Here is a 12756-nt window from a genome sequence, read left to right on the forward strand (position 1 = left end):
GATGCGACGGCTCGCTGTCGCAGCGCTCGCCGCGGCCGCCCTCTCGCTGACCGCCTGCATGCCGGCGGCGACCTCAGGTGCCGAGGCTGGTGTCGAGGTCGCGATCGACCGGCCCCCGCTGAGCGAGCTCACGCCGGTGAGTGATCCGCGCTCGCTCGAGGGGCCGTCGACAGCCGTCCTCGCCGACGCCGAGGTCGACCCCGTCGGCGCGGATCCCGTGCAGAGCCTGCCGGTCACCGTGACCTCGCACGACCTCACGGGCGACGTCGAGGTGACGGTGACGGACGCCTCGCGCATCATCGCGATGGACCTCTCCGGGTCGCTGGCGGCGACCGTGTGGGGCCTGGGGCTCGGTGGCGACCTCGTCGGCCGCGACGTCTCGACGACCTTTCCCGGCGCGGCCGACCTTCCGGTGGTCACCGGCAGCGGCCACACGGTCAACGCCGAGTCGATCATCGGCCTCGCGCCGACCCTCGTCATCACCGACGGCAGCATCGGGCCGGTCGACGTCGTGCAGCAGCTGCGGGACGTCGGCATCACGGTGGTCTTCGTCGAGCGCTCCGCGTCGTTCGAGGGCGCCGCCGATCTCGCGCGATCGGTGGGTGAGGTGCTCGGTGTCGTCGAGGCGGGGGATCGGCTGGCTCAGCGCATCGCGGATGACGTCGATGCGACGCGGGCGCAGATCGCCGCGCTCGCGCCGGAGGCAGCCGACGACCGTCTGCGCATGGTCTTCCTCTACCTGCGCGGGTCGGCGGGGGTCTACTACCTGTTCGGGTCGGAGTCTGGTGCCGACCAGCTCATCACCGCGCTCGGTGGGGTCGACGTCGCCGGTGAGCTCGGCTGGAGCGGGATGCAGCCCCTCACGGACGAAGCGATGGTGGCCGCCGACCCCGACCTCATCCTCGTGATGACCGGCGGCCTGGAATCGGTCGGGGGCGTCGACGGCCTGCTCGCCGACAAGCCCGCGATCGCGCTCACCGCGGCCGGTCAGCACCGCCGCTTCGTCGACATGGCCGACGGGCAGATCCTGTCGTTCGGGCCGCGCAGCGCGGGGGTGCTCGACGCGCTGGCGCGGGCCGTCTACGCCCCGGCTCCGGCCTCATGACCTCGGTTGCCGCGAGGCGCCGTGTCGTCATCGTCGCCGGCGTGACCGTGACCCTGCTGGCGGTGGGTGTCGTGCTCTCCGCAGGGCTCGGCCAGCTGCCCATCGGACCCGCCGAGGTCATCGGCTCCCTGCTGCGGTCGGTCGGCGTCCCCCTTCCGTGGGCACCGACCGAGCCGCTGATCGAGCAGACGCTGTGGCAGATCCGGTTCCCGCGCGTCGCGATGTCGTTGCTGGTCGGTGCCCTGCTCGCGGTCGCCGGCGCCGTCATGCAGGCGATCTTCGCCAACCCGCTCGCCGAGCCGGGCGTCGTCGGCGTCTCGTCGGGCGCAGCCGTGGGGGCCGCCGCCGCCATCACGCTCGGCTTGTCGTTCCTCGGTCCCTGGTCGATCGCCGTCTGCGCCTTCACGGGCGGACTCATCGCCACCCTGGTCGTCTACGCCGCCGCGCGCGCCCAGGGCCGCACCGAGTCGATCACGCTCATCCTCACGGGCATCGCTGTCAACGCGTTCGCGGGAGCCGGGCTGGCGCTGCTGATGTTCGTCGGCGACACGGCCTCTCGCGAGCAGATCGTCTTCTGGCAGCTCGGCTCGATGAACGGCTCGCGCTGGACCGAGGTCGCTGTGGTCGCGCTCGTCGGGGCACTCGGCACGGCGGCATCCCTGGCTCTCGCGCGTCGCTACGACCTCTTGGCGCTCGGTGATCGCACGGCCGCACATCTCGGCGTGCGCGTCGAGGCGCTTCGGATCGGGTCGATCGTCCTCGTCGCCCTGCTCACGGGGGTCGCCGTCGCGTTCGTCGGCATCATCGCCTTCGTCGGACTCGTGGTTCCCCACATCGTCCGCATGCTGCTCGGGCCCGCCCATCGCCCGCTCATCGTTCTCTCGGCCCTTGGCGGCGCGGTTGTGCTCGTCTTCGCCGACCTCCTGGCGCGGACGGTGGTGGTCTCGGCCGACCTGCCGATCGGCATCCTGACGTCGCTCGTGGGCGGCCCGTTCTTCTTCTGGCTCATCCGCCGCACGCGGCGCACCGCCGGGGGTTGGTCGTGACGGGCGTCGCGGTCGAGGTGCAGCACGCGAGCCTGCGGCTGGGAGATGCGACGATCCTCGACGATGTGACGATGGATGTCGGCTACGGCCGGCTGCTCGCGCTCGTCGGGCCCAACGGCGCCGGCAAGTCGAGCCTGCTGTCGCTGCTGACGGGCGACCGTGCGCCGTCCACGGGCGCCGTGCGTCTCGACGGGCGTCCGGTGGGCGACTGGTCCGCACGTGAGCTGTCGCGGCGGCGCTCGGTGCTGCTGCAGTCGAACCAGGTCGCCTTCTCGTTCTCGGCGGGCCAGGTCGTCGCGATGGGGCGGACCCCCTGGATCGGCACGCAGCACGCGGACGACGATGACGCGCGCATCGCCGAAGCGGTGGACCGCGCGGACGTCGCGCACCTGGTCCATCGCGCCTACCCGTCGCTCTCCGGCGGTGAGAAGGCGCGCGTGTCGCTCGCTCGGGTTCTCGCACAGGACACCCCCGTCGTGCTGCTCGACGAGCCGACCGCGGCCCTGGATCTCCGGCACCAGGAGGACGTCCTCCGTGTCGCACGCGGGCTGGCTCGCGAGGGGCGAGCCGTGGTCGTCGTGCTGCACGACCTGTCGCTCGCCGCGGCCTACGCCGATGAGGTCGCGATGATCGACGGCGGCCGGCTCGTCGCCCGCGGTGATGCCCGCGCCGTGCTGACCGCCGAGCGGGTCGCGACGGTTTACGGCACGCCGGTCCGGGTGCTCGACGACCCTGACACCGGACGTCCGGTCATCCTCCCGCGCCGTCACGCCGACCTCTGACTGTCAGCATCTTCACAAAAGCTGATTAGGTAAGGCTAAGCTAACTCGCGTCGCGTGCCCGGCGCGCGAGCTTCACCCGCATCGAGATTCGGAGGGTTCCCATGATGAGAACCAGGAGGGCGGCGCTGCAGCGTCCGCTCGCAAGCGTGCTGACCGGCGCGCTCATAGCCATGGCCGCCGTCGTCGGCGTCGCCGCCCCGGCATCCGCCGCCGGGCCCACCCTGACGACGTCGACCACCGTCGTGGCGAACGAGAGGATCACGGTCTCCATCGCCGGCACCGGCTTCGAGGTCGCCCCGCAGTACCCCGGCCAGCCGAGCCGGCACGCCTACGTCGCGCTCGTCGAGAAGGGCGACCTGACGGTCGACCAGTCGAGCACGCCCAACGCCTCGCTCGACGTCTCCGCCGCGGGCGAGATCAGCGGAAGCCTCGAGCAGGTCGCAGCGGAACTCGACCGCACGAAGGCTTACGAGATCATCTCGTGGCCGTCGCGCTCGTTCCCCACCGAGGCGAACCTCCTCGCTCGCGCCGACGTCTCGATCGACTGGGCCGCGCTGTTCCCCGCCGTCGCCGAAGCGACCACGATGAACCTGTCGGCCTCGCCCGAGGGCACGGCCGTCGAAGGCGCGGACGTCACGCTGACGGCGACCGTCTCGCCCGCGGCATCCGGGTCGGTCTCGTTCACGGCCGGCGACGCATCGCTCGGTTCGGCTCCGGTCGACGGCGGCGTCGCGAGCATCGTCGCCTCGTCGCTGGCCGTCGGCACGCACAGCATCGCGGCCGCGTTCACCCCGGCCGACGCTACGGCCTACTCCGCCTCGACGGCACCGGCGCTGAGCTACGCAGTCACCGCGACGGCGACCGAGCCCGAGACCCCGGTGCGGGTCCCCACCCTCACGCTGTCGACGTCGACGGGGCTCGACCCCGCAGGCGAGGAGATCACCGTCACGGGTACGGGCTACGACCCCGCCCAGCCGATCTACCTCACGACGTGCACCGACCGGCCGCTCTCGGAGGTCGACTTCGCCTTCATCTCGGCGGGCTGCACCGCCGGCGCCAAGCTCGTCACCTCGACGCCTCGCACCGACACGATGGTGAAGTTCGCGGCCGACGGCTCGTTCGAGACGACGCTGCGGGTCGCGCCGAAGGGCGACACCACGGCGGTCTACACGATCGCCGACCACACCGGCATGACCAACCGATCGCAGGACGCGAAGGCGGTGGTGTCGTTCGCGACCGCCCCGGCCGAGCCGCTCCCCGCGCCGACGCTCACGGTCACCCCGAACACGGATGTCGACCCGAGCGGTGCCACGCTGACCGTCGAGGGACGCAACTACCGCCAGAGTGAGGTCGGTGCCGGATTCGCGCTGCGCTTCGGCTGGGTCGCCGAGACGTGGAAGCCCACCGACGGGGCAGCGGATGCGGCGCGTCCGTCGATCTCGTACGTCCGGGTCTCCGACGCGCCGACCGGCGGTACCAACCTCCAGTGGAGCGAGAACGCCGACGGCACGGTCGACTTCTCGTGGAGTGTCGAGGTCGACCAGAAGTCCGCGAACGACAAGCGCCCCGGCGATGACTACCGACTCGGCGTGTTCACCTTCGGCAACAAGGTGTCGCAGGGCCTGCAGCCCGACAACGAGATCTTCGTCCCCGTGACGTGGGCCGAGGTCGCACCCCAGCCCGAGCCGACGAAGAGCCCGAGAATCACGGTGACCCCGAACGCGGACCTCGACCCGGCCGTGTCCAACACGCTCACGGTCTCGGGCACCGGTTTCGTCGGCGACAGCGCCGCCAACGGCGCGTACGTCGTCTTCGGCGAGAAGTCGCTCTGGGCAGGCGCGGGACCGCTGCCCGCTGAGGGCTGGGTGCAGCTGGCCTGGGTGCGCCCGGGCTCGATCGTGGGCGGCGCGTTCACCGTCGAGCTGACGGTGCCCGCGGGCTCGCTCGACCCGACGAAGAGCTACCACGTCGCGACCTCCGCAGCGCACGCGCTGTCGATCACCGACCGGACGCTCGACACCTTCGCCGACGTCACCGTCGCTCAGCCGACGGCCCCGTTCGTCGCGTTCGCAGGCTCGGCGACGGTCGCCCAGGGTGGAGTGCTCGAATTCGCCGGCGGCGGCTTCGCGCCCGGTGACGTCGTCACGGCCGTCGCGCACTCCGAGCCGGTCATGATCGGCACGGCGACGGCGGATGCCGGCGGACGCGTGTCGTTCTCGTGGGCGGTCCCGGCCGGATTCGCGACGGGCGACCACACGCTCGAGCTCAGCGTCGGCGGCGCCGTCGCGGCATCCGCGCCCTTCCGTGTCACGGCTGCCGCCGTCGCCGCAGCCGTCGAGTCGCCCGCCGAACCGTCGTGCGTCGCCCGGTCGGTCTCGGGCGCGACGATCGAGTGGGGTGTGAAGGAGTCGTACCGCTCGTACATCACCGGCCCGATCGCCAAGGGCGAGATCTCGGGCGGCTGGGGCAGCGGTTCGGGTGCGTACAGCCCCGAGAACGACCGCGGTCGCGTCAGCTTCGGCGGATCGGTGCACTACACCGGGCACAACGGCCTGCTCGACATGACCCTCTCGAACCCGCGGGTGCAGATCACCGGCGCGAACACGGCCTCGCTGATCGTGAACGTGCAGTCGAAGGGCTACAACGGCTCGCCCGACGTGAACGCGAACGGCGTCGTCTTCGCGACGCTCTCGCTTCCCGCCGCCACGACGACGGCGAATCGGATCAGCTGGACGGGTGCATCGGCCACGCTGACGGCTGCCGGGGCCGAGGCCTTCGCGGGCTTCTACTCGGCCGGCGAAGCACTCGATTCCGTGAACATCACGTTCCCGCTCGGGGCCGAGGTGCCGTGCGACGCCTCGACCGACGCGACCCTCGCCGCGACCGGTGGACAGGCTCCCGTCGACACCCTGTGGCTGGGTGCCGGGATGCTGCTGATCGGCGCGCTCGCCGTGTCGTTCACGCGTCGCCGTCGCAGCGCGCTCTGACGATGCCCTGAGCCCTCTCGTCGCACCGCCCGGGCATGGCTCGGGCGGTGCGACAATGGACTCATGGCTGAGGAGATCACCGAACGGGTCGAGTCGGCGCACGTGCGTCGGGTGCCCAAGTACAGCGTGTTCCTCCTGCTCGGCGTCGCTGCGGGCATCATCGTCGCGCTGGCTCTGACGTTCGGCATCCCCGATGAGGGAGTCAGCACCAACACCGGCCTGCAGTACTCCGCGGGTCAGGTCTTCGGGTTCATCGCGCTCGGCGCCATCCCGATCTGCATGGCGATCGCGGGCGTCATCGCCCTCGTGCTCGACCGCGCTGCGCGTCGCCGCACGCGCGAGGTGCGCATCCTGCACGAGCGCGTGCGCACCCTCGACGACGCCTGACCTCGGCTCGGCCCGCCCGGTGTTCGGGCTTCGGGCGCACTTTCGCGCTTCGGCCGCAGTTCGAACTGCGCCTCATCCATGCAAGTGCGCCTCACGCGCCGGCGCGGGCGCGGCGGGCGGCGGGGGATGCCGCGGGTCAGGCGATCTCGGCGATGATCGGGGCGATCGCCGCGTCGAAGGCCACCACGTCGCTGCGCAGCCCGTCGGTGACCGCGATCGTCAGTGCGCCGATCCACCACACGCCACGCTGGCTCAGGGGAAGCACCTGCACGTTCAGCTCGAACGAGTGCGCCCGCCGGCCGATGCGGCGCTCGTGCTGGGCGAGCGCCCCGGCGTAGGCGCGGTAGGCCACGGCGCCGGCACCTGACGAACGCGCCGTGTACCGCGCGTGCACGTCTCGCGCGAACGCGACCGCCTCGGCGGCGTGCGGGCGCATCTCGAGCTCGAGCCGCTCGAATCCCTCCGTGGGCAACGCGACGAGCGTGTCGAACCCGTCGACCAGGTCGAGCGGCACGGGCGACGTGTGCGCGAGCGGCTCGACCGTCATCTCCCAGTACGCCCGCCACTGCCGTTCGAGCTCGGCTTGCGTCTCAGGGTCGCGTTCGATCGGGGCTGCCTCGACACCGCGCAGGTGCGGCAGCTCGTCGGGGGTGCGGATGCCGAGCACCTGACGCAGGTACAGCGCGACGACGACCGAGGGCGCAGCATCCTCCCGCACCACCCACTCGGGAGTCTTGGCCGCACTCATGGCGCCAGTTTAGAGCGGGGGTGGCCGGGTGCGGCCGGTGCCGAGGCGACGACCCCCGGCACCGGCCGAGGCGTCACTCGAACTCGACCGACGCGTGCTCGTTGTTCAGCACGATGACCGGGGTGATGGGGGAGTAGCCCGCCCCGCGGATCACGCCGGTGTCGATGCGCAGCAGCGGGTGTCCCGCGTGTACTCCTTCGCCCTGCTGCACGAGCGCCTGGAAGCCGCGGCCCTTGAGGTCGACGGTGTCGATGCCCACGTGGATCAGCAGCTCGGTGCCGTCGTCGAGCGTCATTCCCACGGCGTGACCGGTCGGGAACACCGTGGTCACGGTGCCGTCGGCGGGCGCGACGACGGTGTCTCCGGTCGGGTCGATCGCCAGGCCAGGCCCCATCGTCCCCTGCGAGAACATCGGGTCGGGAACCTCCGCGAGCGGCACGACCCTGCCGGCGATGGGCTGGCGCAGCCGCACGACCGCGGGGGCGCTGGTCGTCACCGTGCCCGCGCCCTGGGGTGCCGAGGATGCCGCGGGCGGCTCGACCTCGCGGCCGGCGAGCACGTCGTCCATCGCGTCCTTCACGAACTGCACGTTCAGCCCGTAGACCACCTGTACCGACTTGGCTCCGGAGATCATGGTTCCGGCGGCGCCGGCGCGCTTGAGCGCATCGCTGTCGACGCGCGACGTGTCGGCGACCTCGAGCCGCAGGCGGGTGGCGCAGTTGTCGAGCTGGACGATGTTGTCCTTGCCGCCGAGGCCCGCGATCATCTTCTCCGCGGTCGGGCCGTAGCCTGCGTCGCGGCCCGAGGTCGCGGCATCCGCGTCGAGCGCGTCGTCGTCTTCGCGCCCCGGCGTCTTGAGGCGGAACTTCAGGATGAGGAAGCGGAACACGACGAAGTAGATCACGAACCAGAACACGCCCATCACGGGGATCATCCAGGGGTTCTGCGCCAGCGGGTTGAACCACCCCAAGACGAGATCGATGAAGCCCGCCGAGAACCCGAAGCCCATGCGGGTGGGGAGGAGAGCTGCGATGAAGACCGAGATGCCGGTGAAGACGGCGTGGACGAGGTAGAGCCACGGCGCCAGGAACATGAAGGAGAACTCGAGCGGCTCGGTGATCCCGACGAAGAACGCGGCGACGGCCGACGAGAGCAGGATGCCGGCGACGACCTTCTTGCGCTTGTCCTTCGCGGTCACGTACATCGCCAGGGCGGCGCCCGGCAGGCCGAACATCATGATCGGGAAGAATCCGGTCATGTACTGGCCGGTCACCCCGTAGACGCCGTCGCCGTTCGCGCCGCCGAGGAAGTTGTTGAGGTCGTTGATGCCGGCGACATCGAACCAGAACACCGAGTTGAGGGCGTGATGGAGCCCGAACGGGATGAGCAGGCGGTTGAGGAACCCGTAAAGGCCGGCGCCGACGGGGCCGAGGGTGGCGATCCACTCACCGAAGGTCACCAGGCCGCCGTACACGAAGGGCCAGACGAACAGCAGCACGACGGCGACGACGAGGGAGATGCCTGCCGTGACGATCGCGACGGAGCGCTTGCCGGAGAAGAACGAGAGGGCGTCCGGCAGCTTGACGTCCTTGAAGCGGTTGTACGCCCAGGCGCCGATGAGGCCGCAGATGATCCCGACGAAGACGTTCTTGATGTTGGTGAACGCGGGATCGACCTCGGCGACATCCTCGATGCCGAAGAACTGAGCGACGGTGGCGGGCGCGAGGAGGGTCGTGACGGTGAGCCACGAAACGAGGCCGGCGAGGGCCGAGGTGCCGTCGGACTTGTTGGCCATGCCGATCGAGATGCCGATGGCGAAGAGAAGCGCCATGTTGTCGAGGACCGCACCGCCCGCTGCGAGGAGGAACGTCGAGGCGATGTTCTCGCCGGCGGCGGCGGCGATCCAGTTGCCGATGCCCATGAGGATGGCGGCGACGGGAAGCACGGCGACCGGCAGCATGATCGACCGGCCGAGTCGTTGGAAGAATTTCACGGGTCACTCCGATGTGCGCGAGGGGACGGGGTTCTGTCAGTATTGGTTAAGAACGTTTCCGAATTATTTCTCGGGAACTGTACTCGATCGGGGAACGCATGACTACGACGTCAACGGAAGGCGCTGCCTCGCGGAGGACGCGCGGACGCCGCATCCGTCCCGAAGATGCGCGCAGCAACAACCGCCGCCTCGTCCTGCAGGCGCTCCATCGTGAGGACGGTCTGTCGCGCGCCGACATCGCACGCGCCACCGGACTGTCGCGCGTGACGATCTCCGATCTGGTCGGTGAGCTGGTGGACGAGCAGCTCGTCGTCGAGAGCGGCCCTGGCCATCGGTCGGGTCCGGGCGCGCCCTCTCGGGCTCTCGCGCTGTCACGGTCGTCGCGCAACGTCGTCGCCGTGTCGATATCGAGCGGCGACACGATCGAGGGCGCCGTCGTCGACCTCGGTGGTGCCGTGATCGCCCGCGAGGTCGTCGAGCGGGGTGGGGCGACCGGGCCGGAGGCGCTCGAGGTGCTCGGCGACCTCATCGATCGGCTCGTGCGCTCCGCGGCGGCTCCGATCCTCGGAATCGGCGTCTCGACGCCGGGCGTCGTCGACGGCGCCGGCGTGGTGCGCGAGTCGTCGCACCTCGACTGGCACGACGTCGCCCTCCGCGGCATCCTGTTCGACCGCACCGGTGTGCCGGTCTCGGTCACCAACGGCCTCAACGCCGCCGGTATGGGAGAGCTGAGCTTCGGAAAGGTCGACCACGATCTGCTGCTGGTGCGGATCGGCGCGGGCGTCGGAGCCGCGGTCATCATCAACGGCGCGGTCGTCCACGGTCGCAACTGGGCGGCGGGCGAGATCGGCCACGTCGTCGTGACCGCGGGCGAGGGCCCCGTCTGCGCGTGCGGGCGTACCGGATGCCTCGAGGCCTGGCTGTCTGTGCCGAAGCTCGAGGCGCGGCTCGCCGGAGCGCCCGACGAGAGCGCCGCGTCTGACATTCGCCGCGAGGCGGGACGATGCCTGGGCATCGCGCTGTCACCGCTGGTCGCGACGCTCGGACTGACGGATGTCGTGCTGAGCGGGCCGGCCGAGCTGATCGAGGGAGAGCTCATCGAGGCGGCGCGCGAAGCCATCGCGGTCCGCGTGCTGCCGATCCTCTTCGACGATCTGACCGTGCGCCTCGCCGAGACCCACGGCGACCTCCGGCTACGGGGAGCGGCGGCCCTCGTGCTGTCGGAGACCCTGGGCCTCACCTGATCCACGCCGCGTCATCCGTCGTCCAGGCCACACTCGAAAGCCAGACCACACTCGAAAGCCAGACCGCACTCGAAAGAAGGAAGAGCCATGGCCGAAGTCGTCATCGTCCCGAGCGAGCAGGAGGCGGGCCGACTCGTCGGTGACGCGATCGTGGACCTCATCCGTCACCGTCCCGACGCCGTGCTCGGGCTGGCGACCGGGTCAACCCCGCTCGCGGTCTACAAGCATCTCGCCGCACGCGTGCGCGGTGAGAACATCGACGTGTCGAGCGTGCGCGGATTCGCCCTCGACGAGTACGTCGGACTGCCCGCCGGTCACCCGGAGAGCTACCGAAGCGTCATCGAGCGCGAGGTCGTCGAGCCGGTCGGCTTCGACCCGGCGCGCATCGAGGTGCCGCACGGCGACCTCGACGGCATCGAGACGGCCGGTGAGCAGTACGAGGCCGCGATCCGCGCGGCGGGCGGGGTCGATCTGCAGATCCTCGGCATCGGCCGCACCGGGCACATCGGGTTCAACGAGCCGGGCAGCTCGCTCGCCTCGCTGACGCGCGTCAAGACCCTCACCGAGGAGACGCGGGCCGACAACGCCCGCTTCTTCGACTCGCCCGATGACGTCCCGATGCACTGCATCACCCAGGGCATCGGCACCATCCTGCGCGCCCGCCACCTCGTGCTGCTGGCCTTCGGTGAAGCGAAGGCGGATGCCGTCGCCGCCGCCGTCGAGGGGCCGGTCAGCACCTCGGCGCCGGGCTCGGCCGTGCAGCTGCATCCGCATGTCACGGTCGTCGTCGACGAGGCCGCCGCGAGCGCGCTCGCCCAGACGCGGTACTACCGCCACGCGTGGGCGAACAAGCCCACCTGGCAGGGCATCTGACCCGGGGTCTCTGTCGACCCGCGCCCCGCCGGTAGGAGCGCTCTTGTGCCGCGAACAGGCTGGGCGGTGCGACCCCGCCCTCCAGGTGGGGTTCGACGCGGCTGAGCCTGTTTGCGGCACGCCTGGACGCGGGACGGGCGGCGGGGGAGAGGCGTCGGTGGGCCGCTGGCGTGTGGTTCGGTATAACCCCTGGTCCGGCCCGCTCGCTGTTCCGCGAACAGGCTGGGCTGTGTCGCCGCGCCTTGCTGGCGACCGTTGATCCAGCTGAGCCTGTTTACGGCACGGTCCGCGGGCTCCCCCGCGCCCCGCCCCACCGCGCGGCCCGTCCGCCCCACCCCGCCCCACCCGCCCCGCGGCCCGCCCCGCCCCACCGCGCGGCCCGTCCGCCGCGACCGCGTACCGGCTGAATCGGGCCTCGCGAGACACGCCCGGCGCTCGGGCGCTCCGCGGGCCGGTACTCTGGATGCCGTGGCCTCGAGTCCCACTGATCCCTATACCCAAGCCGGCGTCGACACCGCGGCGGGAGACCTCGCCGTCGAACTGATGAAGTCGGCGGTCCGGCGAACCCACGGCGACGAAGTCCTCGGGGGTGTCGGCGGCTTCGCCGGCCTCTTCGATGCGAGCGCGCTGCTCGGCTACACGAAGCCGCTGCTGGCGACCTCGACCGACGGCGTCGGCACGAAGGTCGCGATCGCGCAGGCCATCGACAAGCACGACACGATCGGGCAGGACCTGGTCGGCATGGTCGTCGACGACATCGTCGTGGTCGGCGCGAAGCCGCTGTTCATGACCGACTACATCGCGTGCGGCAAGGTCGTGCCCGAGCGCATCGCCGACATCGTGCGCGGCATCGCCGACGGCTGCTCCGCGACGGGCACGGCGCTCGTCGGCGGCGAGACGGCCGAGCACCCCGGCCTGCTGGGCGTGAACGACTACGACGTCGCGGGTGCCGCGACCGGTGTCGTCGAGTCGGCGCAGGTGCTGGGCGCCGACCGGGTCCGGGACGGCGACGTCGTGCTCGCCCTCGCCTCGAGCGGTCCGCATTCCAACGGCTACTCGCTCATCCGCCACATCATCACGGGCGCGGGGATCGGCTACGGCGACCAGGCCGCCGACTTCGGTCGCACGTGGGGCGAGCAGCTGCTCGAGCCCACGCGCCTGTACACATCGCCGCTGCTGCGCCTGATCGCCGAGCTCGGCGACGGCATCCACTCCCTCAGCCACGTCACAGGCGGTGGCATCGCGGCGAACCTCGCGCGCGTCCTGCCGAAGGACACCTGGGTCGACGTCGATCGCGCCACCTGGTCGCCTTCTCCGGTCTTCCGTGTGCTCGCCGACCTCGGCGGTCTCGAGATCGAGCGCACCGAGGGCACCTGGAACCTCGGCATCGGCTTCTTCGCCGTCGTGTCGCCGGCCGCAGCGGATGCCGCCATCGCGGCGCTTCGCGCGGACGGCATCGACAGCTGGCAGGTCGGTGTCGTCTCGACCGGTCCACGACCGGCGGGCGATTACGAACAGGGCGCCAAGGGCGTCGACGGCGGAGCCGTGCGTCTCGTCGGCGGTTACCGCGAATCAGGAGCGAACTGACCCC

At 71.1% G+C, this 12756-nt stretch carries 10 protein-coding genes; 8 read left to right on the plus strand and 2 right to left on the minus strand.

What is annotated here, in order from left to right:
- Nucleotide 1 precedes the first annotated feature (1 nt).
- The 5 genes from QUC20_RS00840 (at nt 2) to QUC20_RS00860 (ending at nt 6307) form a co-directional block, all read left to right on the plus strand.
- Nucleotides 2-1105 (plus strand): heme/hemin ABC transporter substrate-binding protein, encoded by a 1104-nt coding sequence (locus QUC20_RS00840; RefSeq protein WP_259455350.1) that lies wholly within the window; start codon nt 2-4, stop codon nt 1103-1105.
- Nucleotides 1102-2151 (plus strand): FecCD family ABC transporter permease, encoded by a 1050-nt coding sequence (locus tag QUC20_RS00845; RefSeq protein WP_289330635.1) that lies wholly within the window; start codon nt 1102-1104, stop codon nt 2149-2151. Before QUC20_RS00840 ends, QUC20_RS00845 begins: the two co-directional genes overlap by 4 nt.
- Complete coding sequence (locus QUC20_RS00850) at nt 2148-2933, plus strand: heme ABC transporter ATP-binding protein (RefSeq protein ID WP_289330636.1); 786 nt, start codon at nt 2148-2150, stop codon at nt 2931-2933. The genes QUC20_RS00845 and QUC20_RS00850 overlap by 4 nt, the downstream gene beginning before the upstream one ends.
- A gap of 104 nt (nt 2934-3037) precedes the next feature.
- Nucleotides 3038-5920, plus strand: a complete 2883-nt coding sequence (locus QUC20_RS00855) for an HtaA domain-containing protein (RefSeq protein WP_289330637.1) — start codon at nt 3038-3040, stop codon at nt 5918-5920.
- A 63-nt stretch (nt 5921-5983) separates the two neighbouring features.
- On the plus strand, nt 5984-6307 hold the full coding sequence (locus tag QUC20_RS00860; RefSeq protein ID WP_289330638.1) for a potassium transporter Trk: 324 nt from the start codon (nt 5984-5986) through the stop codon (nt 6305-6307).
- Nucleotides 6308-6443: 136 nt separating this feature from the next.
- Here QUC20_RS00860 and QUC20_RS00865 read toward each other — a convergent pair whose 3' ends face one another.
- Together QUC20_RS00865 and nagE are read right to left on the minus strand one after the other, a co-directional pair.
- Nucleotides 6444-7055, minus strand: coding sequence for a zinc-binding alcohol dehydrogenase (locus QUC20_RS00865; protein WP_289330639.1), 612 nt, complete (start codon nt 7053-7055; stop codon nt 6444-6446).
- A 73-nt stretch (nt 7056-7128) separates the two neighbouring features.
- Nucleotides 7129-9048, minus strand: a complete 1920-nt coding sequence (gene nagE / locus QUC20_RS00870; RefSeq protein WP_289330640.1) for an N-acetylglucosamine-specific PTS transporter subunit IIBC — start codon at nt 9046-9048, stop codon at nt 7129-7131.
- A 98-nt stretch (nt 9049-9146) separates the two neighbouring features.
- Between nagE and QUC20_RS00875 the strand changes: the two genes are divergently transcribed.
- The 3 genes from QUC20_RS00875 to purM all read left to right on the plus strand — a co-directional run bounded on the left by QUC20_RS00875 (nt 9147) and on the right by purM (nt 12752).
- Nucleotides 9147-10292, plus strand: coding sequence for an ROK family transcriptional regulator (locus QUC20_RS00875; RefSeq protein ID WP_289330641.1), 1146 nt, complete (start codon nt 9147-9149; stop codon nt 10290-10292).
- Between the two features lie 87 nt (nt 10293-10379).
- Nucleotides 10380-11165: a glucosamine-6-phosphate deaminase gene (nagB, locus tag QUC20_RS00880; RefSeq protein WP_289330642.1), complete on the plus strand. Its 786-nt coding sequence runs from the start codon at nt 10380-10382 to the stop codon at nt 11163-11165.
- A gap of 468 nt (nt 11166-11633) precedes the next feature.
- On the plus strand, nt 11634-12752 hold the full coding sequence (purM, locus tag QUC20_RS00885; RefSeq protein ID WP_120263785.1) for a phosphoribosylformylglycinamidine cyclo-ligase: 1119 nt from the start codon (nt 11634-11636) through the stop codon (nt 12750-12752).
- Nucleotides 12753-12756: the final 4 nt, after the last annotated feature.

Origin of the sequence: Microbacterium arborescens (assembly GCF_030369635.1) — a bacterium.
Taxonomy (GTDB): domain Bacteria; phylum Actinomycetota; class Actinomycetes; order Actinomycetales; family Microbacteriaceae; genus Microbacterium.